Genomic DNA, 14,450 nt, shown 5'->3' with positions numbered 1-14,450 from the left:
GGCGAAGGCCTCCTCGCGCTCGAAGGCGGTGGCGCGGCGGCTACGCCTTTCCAGTTCCGCCAGGATGCCGCGCTTGGTGCAATGGTGCACGCAAACGATGAACGGAAAGCCGTGCCGGGCGAGATAGGCGGCATTGAGCTGGCGCAGTTCCTCCAGCTCGCGCGGCGCCAGACGCTTCAGCCCGGCACTGGCCTGTTCGAGTTCCGAGGCCGGGATGAGCTCGCCGCCCTGCGCCTCGCGGCCGGCCAGCTCGGGATGAGCGCACAGCAGGCGCATCTGCTCGCTCTCGGAGGCCGCAACTGGCCGAACCTGCCGAGCGATCTTCGCCGCTCGGCAGGTTCGAGGACGAGTTCGTCTGCCGCGTCGATCAGGATCATGCGTTCGTCCGGCAACTGCCGTCAGCCGAGGAATATCTGGTCGCCGATCATGTCGCGCCCGCCTATTATGCCGTTGCGCATCGAGGGTGGTGGAAACCCATCTGAGCTCCATTCGCGCGGTGCGCGAGCGTCGCGTGCAACTGTATCGCCGGCAGGCATCCTAGGGAGGGCGCCGTTGCCATGCCGAACGGCCCGGTGAATGTCCCTTTAGGCACCGCGCCCGGCGGTCATGCATGGCCGAAGATCGATTTCACCTCGAGATAGCTCTCGACGCCATGGCGGCCCCATTCGGGGCCGTTTCCCGAAGCCTTGTAGCCGCCAAACGGTGCGGCGAAGTCGGCAAAGGCACCATTGATATGCACCATGCCGGCCCGTAGCTGCCGGGCGACACGGCGTGCGCGCTGCGGGTCGGCCGAGGAGACGTAGCTGGACAAGCCGTAGGGCGTGTCGTTGGCGATGGCGATGGCTTCCTCTTCGTTCTCATAGGTGATGATGCAGAGCACCGGACCGAATATCTCTTCCTGAGCAATGCTCATCGCATTGTCGACGCCGCTGAAAATGGTCGGCTTGACGTAGAAGCCCGTCGCAAGGTGTTCCGGTCTGCCCACACCGCCGCAAAGGAGTTTCGCACCCTCCGCGATGCCAGCTTCGATCAAGGCCTGGATCCGCTCGAACTGGCGCGCGCTGACGACCGGTCCCATGAAGCTGCTTTCGTGGAGCGGCGAGCCCACCATGAGCGATTCAGCCTCGGCGCGCGCCAAGGCCTCGATCTCGGCAAGCCGGGTGCGGGGCACCAGCAGCCGCGTCGGCGCGTTGCAGCTCTGGCCGCTGTTGAGAAAGCAGGCCCGGACGGCTGCCGGGACCGCCTTGGCGAAATCGACGTCGTCGAGAAGAAGATTGGGGGACTTTCCGCCGAGCTCCTGATGGACTCGCTTGGCGCTGTCGGCCGCGGCCTTTGCCACGAGCGCGCCGGCACGGTTCGAGCCGGTGAAGGAGATCATGTCGATGTCCGGGTGGCGCGACAGCGCCGCCCCGACGACGGTTCCCGTGCCGTTGACGAGATTGAAGACGCCGGCGGGCACGCCGGCCTCGTCCAGGATTTCGGCGAAGAGCGGGGCCGAGAGCGGTGCGAACTCGCTGGGCTTCAGCACCATGGTGCAGCCGGCCGCAAGCGCCGGCGCAACCTTGCAGGCGATCTGGTTCATCGGCCAGTTCCAGGGCGTGATGAGCGCGCAGACGCCGATCGGCTCCCGGGTGACCAGGGTTTTGCCGATCATTTCATCGCGGTTGTAACGACGCAGAACATTTGCCGCCTCAAGGATGTGCGCGAGACCGGCGGGAGCCTGTGCCTTGGTCGCCAGCCGGATCGGTGCCCCCATCTCCAGCGAAATGGCGTGGGCCATCTCGCCCATGCGTCGGCGATAGATTTCCGCGATCCGTTCGAGCAATTGGATGCGCTCGGCCGTCTCCATCGCCGCAAAGCCCGGAAAGGCGGCCCGCGCGGCAGTGACGGCGCGATCCACGTCTGCCTCGCTGCCGAGTGCGACTTGCCCGATGACCGCTTCGCTCGCCGGATCGACCAGCGAGGTGACGGCCGTGGATCTGGGCTCCACCCAGGCCCCATCGATATAGAACCGGTCGAGCCGGGACATCACGGTTTCCTGCTGCGCGCACGCCATCGAGGTGCTCAGCGCGCCGCGACGATGATGACCTCGACGCCAAGCGCCGGGCGGTTCAGCTTCGCTTCGTAGCATGCGCGGGCGGGCGTGCTGCCCTGCGGCACCCAGACGTCCCATACGCTGTTCATCTCGTCGAAGTCCTTCATGTCGGCGAGCAGGATGGTCGCCTGAAGGATGCGCTCCCTGGAACTGCCGACCGAGGCGAGGTGCGCGTCGACATTGGCGAGGATTTCCTCCGTCTGCTCACGGATGGAGGCGCCGGCCTTCGCCTTGGCGATCTGTCCGGCGAGATAGACGGTCTCGCCGCCGAAGACATTGACCTGCGACATGCGCGGGCCGGTTCCGAGACGCTCGATCGGCATGCTGACGCTCATGGGCGACCTTCCAGTTTTCAAGGGACGAGAGAAAGTGAGGCCTTGCGGGGCCGATTACTCGGCCGCCGGAGCGAGCGCTTGCAGAAGCAGCGCGCGACGGGCCTCGATGAAGCCGGTGTGCACGCGGCCCTCGGCGAATTCCGCATCCTTCAGGCACGCGATGAGGAAGTCGCGATTGGTCGTCACGCCTTCGACGCGGAAGCGGCGAAGCGCCTCCACCGCCCGGTCGATAGCCGCCTCGCGCGTCGGTGCGTGAGCGATGAGCTTGGCGATCATCGGATCGTAGAACGACGTCACCACATCGCCCTGGCGATAGGCGGAATCGACACGAATGCCCTCCATGTCCGAAGGTTCTTCGTAGCGCGTGATCAGGCCGGGAGCCGGCAGGAAGTTCTTGGCGGGATCCTCGGCATAGAGGCGGCATTCGACGGCATGGCCGCTCGCGGTGATGCTTTCCTGGGGCATTGCGTCGAACACACCGGCGGCGAAATCGAGCTGCATGCCGACGAGATCGCGACCCGTCAGCATCTCGGTGACAGGGTGTTCGACCTGGATGCGGGTGTTCATTTCCAGGAAGAAGAACTCGCCGCTCGCCACATCGAGAATGAACTCGACCGTGCCGGCACCGGCATAGCGGGTGGCGCGGGCGAGACGCAGCGCCGCCTCCGCCATCGCGGCGCGCGTGTCCGCGGGAAGGCCGGGGGCGGGGCTCTCCTCGATCACCTTCTGGAAGCGCCGCTGGAGCGAGCAGTCCCGCTCGAAAAGATGGATGGCCTCGCCATTGCCGAAGCCGAAGACCTGTAGCTCGACATGGCGGGCTCTGGGAACGTAGCGCTCCATATAGACCGTCGCGTCGCCGAAGGCCTTCGCCGCCATCGAGCGGGTGGCGGCGAACATGCCGGCGAGCGTATCCGGACTGTCGACGCGGCGCATGCCAATGCCGCCGCCGCCCGCGGCCGCCTTGACGAGCAGGGGATAGCCGACCTCGGCGGCGGCTTCCTGCCAACCCTCATCTTCGATGGAGAAGCGCGCGCTGCCGGGAACAACCGGCACGCCCGCTCGTCTGGCGATCTCGCGCGCGCGCTGCTTGTCGCCCATGTCGGTGATGGTCTGTGGCGAGGGGCCGATCCAGGTGAGGCCGCTATCGGCGACCCGTTGGGCAAAGGCGGCGTTCTCGGCGAGAAACCCATAGCCGGGATGAATGGAGTCCGCCCCGCTCGCATGTGCCGCCGCGATCACCGCGTCGGGGCGCAGATAGCTTTCCCGTGCGGGGGCCGGACCGATCGCGACAGCCTCGTCGGCCTCGGCGACATGGGCGGCTGCCGCATCCGCGTCGGAATGGACCGCGACGGTCGCGATGCCTCGTGCGCGGCAGGAGCGGAACACACGTCTGGCGATCTCGCCGCGATTGGCGACCAGAACTTTCTTCATGACATAGCCTTCAAAAACGGATGGGGCGCATCACTGCCGCGACGGAGCCCGCCCTCCCGAGGCGGGCGGGGTGACCACCCAGAAGACGCGCGCCTCCTCGTCGGAATCGTTGTCGACGCGGTGACGCAGCATGCTGGAGAAGCGGAAGCTGTCGCCTTCCTCCAGCACATGGGTTTCATCACCGATGAGCAGCCGGATGCGGCCCTTGATGACGACGCCGGCCTTCTCGCCATTGTGGTTGTAGAGTGCGCCGCCCGAGGTGCCGCCGGGCGCGAAGCGGAACTCCCACATTTCGAGCAGGCTCGCCCCCGGCGGCATCAGGAACATCTTGTTGATGCCGGTCTCGGTCAGATTCAGGCAATGCCGCTCGTTGGCCCGCACGATGAAGGGGTTGGCCGAAGACGGAACCGAATCTCCCTCGAAGAACTGGGTGATCGGCATATCGAGCGCGCCGGCGAGAAGCCGCAGCGTGCGCAGGGAGGGCGTGGCGAGGCCACGCTCGATCTGGCTCAACATGCCGATCGAGATAGATGCCTGTTCGGCCAGAGTGCCCAGCGACCAGCTGCGCCGGAGGCGCTCGGCGCGCACCACGGCGCCGACACGGGCATCGGACTCGGCGTGAAGGTCGTCAGGCGAAATGTCGGCCGTCGTCTCCGCGCTGGCAGGCGTCGGACGCGCCGATTTGGCCGCCGCCTTCGCCGACACCGGCTCGACGACCGCAGCCTTGGGCTTCGCCGCTTTCGTCCGGGTCTTTGTGCCGGCCATCTTGGTCCTGTCATCCATGAAACGCGTCCCGGGAACCGATCGTCGCCGTGCGGCCCATGCCTCCGCGGCTATCGATGGACAATTAGTGCTATCGAAATTTTGGTGTCAAGTTTCGATGACATGGAAAATTGCCGTTGACATTTTTTTTCATAGCATCGAACCTGCTCGTGAAGATTTAATCGTGATTAAAGGATAGGCAGCGGTGCCGAAAAATGTGGCCATGGCCTCATGGCCGGAGGTTTCATATTGAAATGACAGCAGATTTTCGAAATTCGGCGGTGCTCAGGGCGAAGGGAAACCACTTCGAGGCCTTCGAAGTGGGAAAGCGCTTCGAGCACCATTGGGGGCGGACACTGCGCCATTCGGAGGCCGCGCTGTTCTCCACGCTGACGCTTCATTTCAATCCGCTGTACTTCAACCGCGAATACGCCGCCGCGCTTGGCCATGCGGACACGCCGGTCAACCCGCTGATGGTGTTCACCCTCGTGCTCGGCCTGTCGGTCGAGGACCTTTCGGAGGCGGGCGGCGCCTTTCTCGGCGTCGACGACCTCGACTACGGCGCCGCCGTCTACCCCGACGACACGCTTACGGCCCGCAGCACGGTCGTCGCCCTGCGCGATTCCTCATCCAGCCCGATGATGGGCATCGCGACCTGGCACACCGAAGGTTTCAACCAGAAGGGCGAGCGGGTCATTTCGTTCGTCCGCACCAACATGGTCCCGCGCCTGAAGCCGCGGGAAGTGGCAGTCCAATGACGCACATGACCGAAGAGCGGCGTGAAATTCAGGAGCACGCTCGCGAATTCACCCGTCGCGAGGTGATCCCGCTCGCCAACAAACTCGATCCCGAGCGCGCCGACATTCCGATGTCGCTGCGCGAAAAGCTCGCCGAGATGGGCTATTTCGGCATCCTCATCCCGCCGGAATATGACGGGCTCGGCCTGGGCTGCTTCGAATACTGCCTCGTGTCCGAGGAGCTGGCGCGCGGCTGGATGTCGGTCGGCTCGATCATCGTGCGCGGCAACCTGCTCATCGGCAGCCACATGATGAGCGAGGAACAGCGCAAGCACTACCTCCCGAAGATGGCGGCGGGCGAGATGGTCGGTGCCTTCGCCATGTCCGAGCCGGGCGCCGGCTCCGACGTCGCCTCGATCAGCACCCGCGCGGTGAAGGACGGCGACTCCTATCTCGTCACCGGCAACAAATACTGGTGCACCTTCGCCAAGGAGGCGGACTTCATCATCCTGGTGGCGCGCACCTCCAAGGCGCCGCCGGAGCGCCGGCATCTCGGCCTTTCCATGTTCATCTTCGAGAAGAAGCGAGGCGAGTTCCCGAAGGGCATGGCGGGTTCGGCCATCCCGAAGATCGGCTATTTCGGGATGAAGACCTACGAGCTCGCCTTCGACAATTTCCGCATCCCGGCGGAGAACATGATCGGGGAAGAGGGCAAGGGCTTCTACTACGCGACCCAGGGCCTCGAATGCGCCCGTGCCCAGACGGCGGCCCGTGCGGTCGGCGTCGCCCGTGCCGGCCTCGAGGACGCGGTCGAGTACGCCAAGGAGCGGGTGCAGTTCGGCAAGCCGATCGCCAGCTTCCAGGACACGCGATTCAAGATCGCCAGGATGGCTTCGGAAATCGAGGCCTGCCGGCAGCTCGTCCACTATGTCTGCGACCGCATCGACACCGGCGAGCGCTGTGATCGCGAAGCCTCGATGGCGAAATATCTCGCCTCGGAGATGGCCGAGAAGGTGACGTCCGAGGCGCTGCAGATCCATGGCGGCGCCGGCTACACCACCCACCATGCGGTCGAGCGCTACTGGCGCGACGCGCGCCTCACCAAGGTGTTCGAAGGCACCTCGGAGATCCAGCTGCGCGTCATCTCCGACCAGATCCTCGGGAGGATGTGAGATGAAGATCGCATCGCTCACCTCAAAGGACAGCTATTTCGAGGCGTTCACCGTCGGCGAGGTGATGAGGCACGCGCGCGGCAAGACGGTGGAGCCGCTGGAGAACGTGCTGATCACCAATCTGGTCATGAACACCGCCTCCGGCCATTTCGACGAGCACGCGATGAAGGATTCGCCCTTCGGCCGGCGCGTCACCTTCGGCGGTGTCACTGCCTCGCTGGTGATCGGCATGGCGAGCCAGGATACCGCCGAGAATGCGCTCGCCGAGATCGGCATGACCGGACTGAGGCTGAAGTCGCCGGTGTTCCATGGCGACACGCTCTATTCCTACACCGAGGTGCTCGCAAAGGAAGACGCCGGACGCGAGGATGCCGGCATCGTCACCTTCAAGCACTGGGGCGTGAACCAGGACGACGTCGTCGTCTGCGAATGCGTGCGCAGGGTGCTCGTCAAGCGCGCCAGCCACTGGGGGGCAGCGTGAGCCGCGCCGCGCCGGCGGGAGCGCTCGGCGACCTCCGGGTGATCGACCTGACGCATTTCCTCGCCGGCCCCTATTGCACACAGATGCTGGCCGATCAGGGCGCCGACGTCGTCAAGGTGGAGCCGCCGGCCGGCGACGTGACCCGCACCTTCGGGCCGTTCCATCCCGAGGACGGGCTGAGGGCCTATGCCGGCTATTTCGCTTCGGTGAACCGCAACAAGCGCTCCATCACGCTCGACCTCAAGCAGGATGCCGCCCGTGAGGTGCTGCTGGCGTTGATCGACGGCGCCGACGTGGTGGTCGAGAACTACCGCGCCGGCGTCATGGAGAAGCTCGGTCTTTCCTACGAGACGCTGCGGGCGCGCAATCCGAAGCTCGTCTACGCCACCATCCGCGGCTTTGGCGATGCGCGCACCCTGCCGAGCCCCTATGGCGACTGGCCGGCTTATGATGTGGTCGCGCAGGCTTTCGGCGGCATCATGGCGATCACCGGCGAGCTGGGCGGTGAGCCGACAAAGATCGGGCCGGGCGTGGGCGACATCGTACCGGCCATGCTGGCCGCCTTCGGCATCGTCTGCGCGGTGCACCATGCCGGCCGGACCGGGCAGGGGCAGTTCGTCGACGTCAGCATGGTGGATTCGATCCTCGCTTTGTGCGAGCGGGTCCTCCACCAATATGCGTATGGCGGCACGGTACCCGTGCCGCAAGGCAACCAGCATCCCTTTCTGTGCCCCTTCGGTACCTTTCCGACCCGCGACGGCTCCTGCACCATCACCGCCTATGACGACCGGATGTTCTGCGAGTTGTGCCGGCTGTTCGACATGCCGGAGCTGCCGGCCGACGCGCGGTTCTCCACCTGGCAGGTGCGCTACGACAACCATGTCGAGCTGATCGACATCCTCTCCGGCTTCACGCGGCGCAGGACCAAGCAGGAGCTCCTCGTCCTGCTGGGCGGGCGCGTCCCGTTCGGTCCGGTCTACAACGTCGCCGACATCATGGCCGATCCGCATTTCGCCGCCCGCGAGATGATCGTGCCGGTCGAGCAGCCGGGGATGGACCAGCCCGTCATGCTCGCCGGCATACCGGTGAAGATGACCGAGACACCCGGATCCATCCGCCGCCGGGCGCCGTTGCTCGGCGAACACACCGATGAGGTGCTCGCCGAGGCCGGGCTCGCTCCCGCTGCCATCGAAGAACTCCGCGCCGCCGGCATCTTCGGCGCCCTGCTTTCCCAGACCACAGAGACCGCAGCATGACCATTCGTCCCCAGCGCCTGAGGCGCGCCCAGCTTGCCGTTCCGGGATCCTCGGAAAAGATGATCCGCAAGGCGGCCGCTTCCGCCGCCGACCATGTCTTCCTCGATCTCGAGGACGCGGTGGCGCCCAGCGAGAAGGCCGGTGCCCGCAAGAAGATCGTCGAAGCCTTCAACACGCTCGACTGGGGCCGCAAGACGCGTTGCATCCGCATCAACGACTTCACGACGAAATACGCCTATCGCGACATCATCGAGGTGGTGGAGGGCGCCCGCGAGAACCTCGACACCATCATGCTCACCAAGGTGAAGACGCCCGCCGACATCCTGTTTGCCGATACGTTGCTGAACCAGCTCGAGCAGGATATCGGGCTGACGAAATCCATCGGCCTCGAGGCACTGATCGAGGAGGTCGAGGGGTTGCAGAACGTCGAGGCGATCGCCAAGGCCTCCCCGCGCCTCGAATGCCTGATCTTCGGCATGGGGGACTTCTCCGCCTCGATGGGCGTGCTGATCAAGCCGGACGGCAAGGTCGGCCCCTATCCGGGCGACGTCTGGCATTATTCGCGCTTCCGCCTGGTGATGGCCTGCCGCGCCGCCGGCATCGATCCGGTCGACGGCCCCTATGCCGATTTCCGCGATCCCGCCGGCTACACCGAGGAAGCCTCGCGCTCGCTGACCCTCGGCTGTGTCGGCAAATGGGCCATCCACCCGGCGCAGATCGACTGGGCGCTCGACGTGTTCACGCCGAATGCCGGCGAGGTCGCCCGCGCCCGCAAGCTCGCGGCGGCCTACAAGGAGGCCGAGGCCCAGGGCCTCGGCGCCATCCAGGTCGACGGCACCATGGTCGACGTCGCCTCGATCCGCATGTTCGGGGCGATCCTGAAGCAAGCCGACCTGATCGGCATGTAGGGGACTTTTCGACTTCCGAACAGAGCCCGGCGAACGATCCGGCGCCTGCACAATAAAGAGGGGACCATGAAGACCATCTTGACCAGACTGGCCGGCGCCGTCATGGCGGTCGGGCTTGCCGCTTTCGCGGGAACGGCCTCGGCCGAGACCTACAAGCTGAAAATGTCGATCGATACGGCGCCGGCTCATCACCGCACCATCGTCGTCATGAAATGGCTCGAGCTGCTGAAGAAGGAATCCGGCGGGCAGCTCGACATCGAGCTGTTCCATTCGGCCCAGCTCTTCAACGACCTCAATGTCGGCCGCGCCCTGCGACAGGGCTCCGTCGATATGGCGATGCCGGGCAACTGGGTGCTCGGCGGCATCGACCCCAACAACGATCTGTTCCTGCTGCCGATGTTTTACGGCGTCCCGCAGGAACGAATGTACGCGGTCAGCGACGGGCGGGTCGGTGCGGCGATCAACAAGTCCCTGGAAGACAAGCTCCGGGTCAAGGTGATCGGCCGCTGGCTCGACCACGGCTACAGCGACACCCACAGCACCAACACGCCGCTCAAGACCAGCACCGACCTCAAGGGCCTGCGCGTGCGCTCCTTCGGCGGCGCCGGCACGGAAGTGCGCATCAAGGCGCTGGGCGGCGATCCCGTGCTGGTGCCGTGGGCGGACGTCGCCATGGGTCTGAGCCAGGGCAATTTCGGTGCGCTGTTCAGCACGTCCAACAGTATCGCCTCGGCCAAGCTCTGGGAGGCCGGCATCAAGTACACGCTGGCCGACCGCGAGTTCTTCCACCAGTTCATTCCGATGATCTCCCAGCCGGCCTATGACAAGCTGCCGCCGGACCTTCAGAAGCTGATCGTCGAGAGCTGGGAGAAGAATATCGGCGAATACCGCGCCATGACCACCGATGCGCAGAAGCAGGCGCTCGGCGTGCTTGCCCAACATGGCGTCACCGTCGTCGCTCCGAGCGACGCCGAACTGTCGGCGGTTCGCAAGGAGTTGATGAAGTCGCAGGACGAACTCATCAAGACCCTGAAGATCGATCCAGCTCTTGCCGCCGAGGCGCGCGAGGACCTCAAGCTCGATTAGTGGCCTACGGCTATCGGGAGGAGGCAACTTCTCCCGACCCTCCACGGTTCTGCTGGAACGAATGTGATGACCCATCGTCTTGGAATGCTGTTGCGGGTGGTGATCGGCGGCTTCGGCGTCGCTGCACTCCTGCTCTATTTCTACCAGATCGTTTCCACCTGGGCTTTCCATGAGTACAGCATCTCGTGGGGCGCCGAGATGTCCATCTATCTGCTCGTCTGGGCCATGTTCCTCGCCTGCAGCGAACTGATCCGTGTCGACTCGCACATTCGGGCCGACTTCCTCATCACGCATGTGTCGGTGAGAACCCAGCGCTGGTTCGAACTGGTGAACTGCCTCGTCGGTCTGCTCTTCGGGGCCGGCCTCGTCTGGTATGGCTGGCAGGCGACCTACGACGCCTGGGACCTCGACGAGCGGAGCGCCACCGCCCTGATGTTTCCCATGTGGCTCTACTATGCCGCCGCTCCGACCGGCGGGGTGTTCATCGTCCTTCGCTATCTCGAACGGTTCGTTCGTTACGCCGCCGCCTTCGACGAGCGGACCATGGCCCTCCATTCGGCGGCGGAGGTCTGAGACCATGGCGGTCCAAGTCTTCGGCCTCGTCTTCTTCGCGATGTTGGCGATCGGCATGCCGATCTACCTGGTGCTCGGCGCCGTCGCCTTCCTCATGTACGCGCTCAATGGCGACCCGCTGGTCGGCGTCGTCCAGAAGATGCTGGACGGGCTGAACTCCGAGACGCTGCTGGCCGTGCCGTTCTTCGTCATGGCCGCGTCCTTCATGCAGAAGGGCGGGGTGGCGAAAGCGATGATCGACCTCGTCAGTCTGTGGGTCGGCTCGGTGCGTGGCGGGCTTGCCATCGTCGCCATCCTGGCCTGCGCGCTGTTCTCGGCGATCTGCGGATCCTCCGTCGCCACGGCGATGGCGATGGGCGCGATCCTCGTGCCGGCCATGGCCCAGCGCGACTACCCGATGCCGTTCTCGCTCGGCGTGCTCGCCGCCTCCGGCACGCTCGGCATCCTCATTCCTCCCAGCCTGGCGATGATCCTTTTCGCGCTGATCGCCGAGGAGTCGGTGCCGCGCCTGTTTCTCGCCGGCGTCGTGCCCGGCCTTCTGCAGGCCGGCATCTTCCTCGTCTACGCGCTCTACTACGCCTATCGCCACAAGCTGCCGCGCGAGCCGCACCGGTCCCGCGAGGATGCCTGGCAGGTCACGCTCCATGCCTTGCCGGCCCTGTTGCTCCCCGTCATCGTCGGGGTGGGCATCTATGGCGGTCTCGTCACGGTGACGGAGGCGTCGGTGCTCGCCGCCGTGGTGGCGCTGCTCATCTCGCTGCTCTACTACAAGGGCATCGGCTGGCGCGAGGCGCCGGTGGAGATCGGCGATTCGGTGCGCAGCGCCGCCGTCATTACGGTCATCATCGCGACGGCGCTGGCCTTCGCGCACTGGCTGACCGCGTCGGGTGTGCCGGTGGCCATCGTTCGCTTCATCGTCGAGATCAATCTGCAACCCTGGCAGTTCCTGCTGATCATCAACATCCTGCTCGTCATCCTCGGCATGTTCCTCGAGGTCGTGGCGATCATGCTGATCACCCTGCCGATCCTCGTTCCGCTTCTCGGTCCGATGGGCATCGACCCCGTGCATTTCGCCGTCGTCATGACGATCAACATGGAACTGGCGCTGCTGACGGCACCGGTGGGCCTCAATCTCTTCGTGCTCAGCAGCGTGTCGAAGACGCCGCTCAGCGTGGTGACGAAAGGGGTGTTCCCACTGGAGGTGCTGCTCTTCCTGCTGCTGATGCTGGTTACCTTCGTACCCTCGCTATCTCTTTGGTTGCCCAATCTCGTCTTCTCGAAATAGCCGCGTCACGGCGCGCCCCGTTCATGCAGAGGTCCCAGAAATGAATCGAACAGCTGTCCTTTCCGAGGTGTCCGGCACCGTGTGGCAGGTGCTGGTGGCGGTCGGCGACGCGGTTGAGGAATTTCAGGAGCTGGTCCTGATCGAATCCATGAAGATGGAGATTCCCGTGCTGGCGCCGCGCGCTGGCCGCATCACCGAGATCCTGGTGGCGGAGAAGTCCTCCGTCGCTGCCGAGCAGACCGTCGCGTGGATCGACTGACATGGCGTTCGAAAAGGAAATCAGCGAGCTCGAGGAACGCCGCGCCCGCTCGCTCGCCATGGGCTCGGCCAAGCGCCTCGATGAGCGGCGCGCGCAGAATATCCTCAATGCGCGCGAGCGCGTGGCAGGTCTCACGGATGAGGGCAGTTTCTCCGAATGGGGCCTGCTCGCCGTCTCCATCCGCCCCGAGGATCGCGAACGTTCGGCCGGCGACGGCTATGTGAGCGGCAGCGCGACCGTCGAGGGACGCCCGGTCGTGGTGCACGCCGCGGACTTCACCACGCTCGGCGCCTCGACCTCGGCGATCGGCGACAAGAAATTCCACCACGCCAAGGTCAACGCCGCCAGGAACGGCGTGCCGCTGGTGCTGCTGAACGAATGTGCGGGCTCACGCATTCCCGACATCATGGGCGCACAGGGTCTGCACCGCGCCGGCGAGCACTCCGAACTGTGGCGCGACCGGTCCTCGCCCTGGGCGACGGCGATCCTCGGCCTCACCTATGGCGACGGATCCTTCTACGCCTCGATGTCGGACTTCGTCGTCATGCGCAAGGGGGCGGTGATGGCGGTGTCGAGCGAGCACGTCACCTCCGTGGCCCTCGCCGAGGCCGGCGATCCGCGCGAGTTTGGCGGCTGGGAGGTGCAGACCTCGGTCACCGGCGCCGTCGACCGTGCCGTCGATACCGACGAGGAAGCGATCGAGCTCATCAAGCGTTTCCTCTCCTATATGCCCTCGCATGCCAACGAGCTGCCGCCGCGCACCACAGCGGGCGAGCCCGGCGGCGACCAGGAAAGCCTGCTCGCCATCCTGCCCGAGAGTCCCAAGCGCACCTATGACGTGCGCCGCATCCTTCAGGTGATCTTCGACGCCGGCACGCTGTTTCCCCTGAAGGAGCGTTTCGCACCGGTAGCGTTCACCGGCCTCGCCCGCCTCGCCGGCGAGGTGGTCGGCATCATCGCCATCAACCCGATGCACAAGGGCGGCGCGCTGGACGCCGAGGCCTGCGACAAGATCGTCAGCTTCATCGTACTCTGCGACAGCTTCAACATCCCGCTGGTCACCTTCGCCGATACGCCCGGCTTCATGGTCGGGGCGGCCGGCGAGCGTCAGAAGATGCCCGGCAAGATCATGAACTACCTCCAGGCGCTCGGCGCGGCGAGCGTGCCGAAGCTCAGCGTCATCATGCGCAAGTCCTACGGGCAGGCCCATCTCAATATGGGCGCGGGCTATTGCGACGAGATGGCGGCCTGGTTCAGCGCCGAAGTGAGCCTGATGGGCCGGCAGCCGGCGATGAACGTGCTGCACCGGCTGAAACCGGGCGAGACGCCGGAGCAATATGCCGCGCTCGAGGCGCAGCTCACCCGCGACACTTCGGCCTATGCACTGGCCGACGCCTTCATGGCGCAGACCGTCATCAAGCCGAGCGAGACGCGCGACTGGCTGATCCACATGCGGGCGCTGCATGCCCGCCGCCCGACCGGCGGCATCGGACTGCACCGCCTGTCCACTTGGCCGACGACGTGCTGAGGACCGGCGATGAGCGAGACGACCGAACCGACCATCGACCTCAAACTGAAGGCGTCCTTTGATTTCTTCACCACCGAGAGCCTGAGGATTTCCGACCTCGACCAGAACGGGCATGTAAACAATCTCGCCTTCCTCCAGCTGTTCGAGAACGTCCGCAACCGCTTCATCGCCGGGCGCACGCCGCTCGTCCGCGACGATGAGCGCACCTTCATGCTGGTGCATCTCGAAGCCGATTTCGTCGGCGAGCTGCATTACCCGGGCACGGTCGAGGCAGCGTGTCGCATCGTCGAGGTGCGGCGGTCCTCGGTGGTGTTCGGACAGGCGCTGTTCGACGGCGGGCGGGTCGCGGCGACCGGGCGCGCGGTGACCGTGAATGTGGATCGCACCCAGAGGCGTGCGGCCGCCTTTTCGGAGGCGGAACGCGACATGCTGCTGAAACTCCTCAACCTCTGATTCCGATCGGCCTCCGGCCAGGATGCAGGCAGAACGATGAAGATCCTTGTGCCCGTCAAGCGGGTTGTGGACTACAACGTTAAGATCCG

At 65.3% G+C, this 14,450-nt stretch carries 15 protein-coding genes and 1 pseudogene; 11 read left to right on the top strand and 5 right to left on the bottom strand.

What is annotated here, in order from left to right:
• Positions 1-39: 39 nt before the first annotated feature.
• From KHC24_RS25645 to KHC24_RS14205, 5 genes and pseudogenes are all read right to left on the bottom strand, one after another.
• Positions 40-276, bottom strand: a pseudogene (locus tag KHC24_RS25645) (2-oxo-4-hydroxy-4-carboxy-5-ureidoimidazoline decarboxylase); the annotation flags it as partial.
• A 328-nt stretch (positions 277-604) separates the two neighbouring features.
• A complete protein-coding gene (locus KHC24_RS14220) occupies positions 605-2,029 on the bottom strand; it encodes an aldehyde dehydrogenase family protein (RefSeq protein WP_213363973.1) in 1,425 nt (474 codons plus the stop codon).
• Between the two features lie 35 nt (positions 2,030-2,064).
• Positions 2,065-2,418 carry a RidA family protein gene (locus KHC24_RS14215; RefSeq protein ID WP_213364276.1) on the bottom strand — a complete coding sequence of 118 codons (354 nt, stop codon included), beginning with the start codon at positions 2,416-2,418 and terminating at the stop codon, positions 2,065-2,067.
• Between the two features lie 66 nt (positions 2,419-2,484).
• A complete protein-coding gene (locus KHC24_RS14210; RefSeq protein ID WP_213363972.1) occupies positions 2,485-3,861 on the bottom strand; it encodes an acetyl-CoA carboxylase biotin carboxylase subunit in 1,377 nt (458 codons plus the stop codon).
• A 30-nt stretch (positions 3,862-3,891) separates the two neighbouring features.
• The gene (locus tag KHC24_RS14205; protein WP_213363971.1) at positions 3,892-4,644 is read right to left on the bottom strand and encodes a helix-turn-helix domain-containing protein; all 753 of its coding nucleotides are present in this window, start codon (positions 4,642-4,644) and stop codon (positions 3,892-3,894) included.
• A gap of 260 nt (positions 4,645-4,904) precedes the next feature.
• Between KHC24_RS14205 and KHC24_RS14200 the strand changes: the two genes are divergently transcribed.
• The 11 genes from KHC24_RS14200 (at position 4,905) to KHC24_RS14150 (ending at position 14,361) form a co-directional block, all read left to right on the top strand.
• Complete coding sequence (locus KHC24_RS14200) at positions 4,905-5,381, top strand: MaoC family dehydratase (protein ID WP_213363970.1); 477 nt, start codon at positions 4,905-4,907, stop codon at positions 5,379-5,381.
• Entirely contained in the window at positions 5,378-6,532 is a 1,155-nt protein-coding gene (locus KHC24_RS14195; RefSeq protein ID WP_213363969.1) for an acyl-CoA dehydrogenase family protein, read from the top strand. The genes KHC24_RS14200 and KHC24_RS14195 overlap by 4 nt, the downstream gene beginning before the upstream one ends.
• A gap of 1 nt (position 6,533) precedes the next feature.
• Positions 6,534-7,013, top strand: a complete 480-nt coding sequence (locus tag KHC24_RS14190) for a MaoC family dehydratase (RefSeq protein WP_213363968.1) — start codon at positions 6,534-6,536, stop codon at positions 7,011-7,013.
• Entirely contained in the window at positions 7,010-8,269 is a 1,260-nt protein-coding gene (locus KHC24_RS14185) for a CaiB/BaiF CoA transferase family protein (protein ID WP_213363967.1), read from the top strand. Before KHC24_RS14190 ends, KHC24_RS14185 begins: the two co-directional genes overlap by 4 nt.
• Positions 8,266-9,177, top strand: coding sequence for an HpcH/HpaI aldolase/citrate lyase family protein (locus KHC24_RS14180; RefSeq protein ID WP_213363966.1), 912 nt, complete (start codon positions 8,266-8,268; stop codon positions 9,175-9,177). The genes KHC24_RS14185 and KHC24_RS14180 overlap by 4 nt, the downstream gene beginning before the upstream one ends.
• A 66-nt stretch (positions 9,178-9,243) precedes the next feature.
• Entirely contained in the window at positions 9,244-10,263 is a 1,020-nt protein-coding gene (gene dctP, locus KHC24_RS14175) for a TRAP transporter substrate-binding protein DctP (RefSeq protein WP_213363965.1), read from the top strand.
• Positions 10,264-10,329: 66 nt separating this feature from the next.
• Entirely contained in the window at positions 10,330-10,836 is a 507-nt protein-coding gene (locus KHC24_RS14170; RefSeq protein WP_213363964.1) for a TRAP transporter small permease, read from the top strand.
• Positions 10,837-10,840: 4 nt separating this feature from the next.
• Positions 10,841-12,121, top strand: coding sequence for a TRAP transporter large permease (locus KHC24_RS14165; RefSeq protein WP_213363963.1), 1,281 nt, complete (start codon positions 10,841-10,843; stop codon positions 12,119-12,121).
• 40 nt (positions 12,122-12,161) lie between these two features.
• A complete protein-coding gene (locus tag KHC24_RS14160) occupies positions 12,162-12,380 on the top strand; it encodes an acyl-CoA carboxylase biotin carboxyl carrier protein subunit (RefSeq protein WP_213363962.1) in 219 nt (72 codons plus the stop codon).
• Between the two features lies 1 nt (position 12,381).
• Positions 12,382-13,908 (top strand): acyl-CoA carboxylase subunit beta, encoded by a 1,527-nt coding sequence (locus tag KHC24_RS14155; RefSeq protein WP_213363961.1) that lies wholly within the window; start codon positions 12,382-12,384, stop codon positions 13,906-13,908.
• A gap of 9 nt (positions 13,909-13,917) precedes the next feature.
• Entirely contained in the window at positions 13,918-14,361 is a 444-nt protein-coding gene (locus KHC24_RS14150) for an acyl-CoA thioesterase (RefSeq protein WP_213363960.1), read from the top strand.
• The last annotated feature ends 89 nt before the right edge of the window (positions 14,362-14,450 follow it).

This window comes from Ancylobacter defluvii (genome assembly GCF_018390605.1).
Classification (GTDB): domain Bacteria; phylum Pseudomonadota; class Alphaproteobacteria; order Rhizobiales; family Xanthobacteraceae; genus Ancylobacter; species Ancylobacter defluvii.
The sequence above is the reverse complement of the archived record's forward strand: the minus strand, read 5'-3'. Positions and strand labels throughout refer to the sequence as shown.

Bases quoted from the DNA above. Each gene is read 5' to 3' on its own strand.
- KHC24_RS14195 (WP_213363969.1), top strand. From the start codon at position 5,378: ATGACGCACATGACCGAAGAGCGGCGTGAAATTCAGGAGCACGCTCGC.
- KHC24_RS14165 (WP_213363963.1), top strand. From the start codon at position 10,841: ATGGCGGTCCAAGTCTTCGGCCTCGTCTTCTTCGCGATGTTGGCGATC.
- dctP (WP_213363965.1), top strand. From the start codon at position 9,244: ATGAAGACCATCTTGACCAGACTGGCCGGCGCCGTCATGGCGGTCGGG.
- KHC24_RS14180 (WP_213363966.1), top strand. From the start codon at position 8,266: ATGACCATTCGTCCCCAGCGCCTGAGGCGCGCCCAGCTTGCCGTTCCG.
- KHC24_RS14220 (WP_213363973.1), bottom strand. From the start codon at position 2,029: ATGTCCCGGCTCGACCGGTTCTATATCGATGGGGCCTGGGTGGAGCCC.
- KHC24_RS14150 (WP_213363960.1), top strand. From the start codon at position 13,918: ATGAGCGAGACGACCGAACCGACCATCGACCTCAAACTGAAGGCGTCC.
- KHC24_RS14210 (WP_213363972.1), bottom strand. From the start codon at position 3,861: ATGAAGAAAGTTCTGGTCGCCAATCGCGGCGAGATCGCCAGACGTGTG.
- KHC24_RS14215 (WP_213364276.1), bottom strand. From the start codon at position 2,418: ATGCCGATCGAGCGTCTCGGAACCGGCCCGCGCATGTCGCAGGTCAAT.
- KHC24_RS14205 (WP_213363971.1), bottom strand. From the start codon at position 4,644: ATGGATGACAGGACCAAGATGGCCGGCACAAAGACCCGGACGAAAGCG.
- KHC24_RS14170 (WP_213363964.1), top strand. From the start codon at position 10,330: ATGACCCATCGTCTTGGAATGCTGTTGCGGGTGGTGATCGGCGGCTTC.
- KHC24_RS14160 (WP_213363962.1), top strand. From the start codon at position 12,162: ATGAATCGAACAGCTGTCCTTTCCGAGGTGTCCGGCACCGTGTGGCAG.
- KHC24_RS14190 (WP_213363968.1), top strand. From the start codon at position 6,534: ATGAAGATCGCATCGCTCACCTCAAAGGACAGCTATTTCGAGGCGTTC.
- KHC24_RS14155 (WP_213363961.1), top strand. From the start codon at position 12,382: ATGGCGTTCGAAAAGGAAATCAGCGAGCTCGAGGAACGCCGCGCCCGC.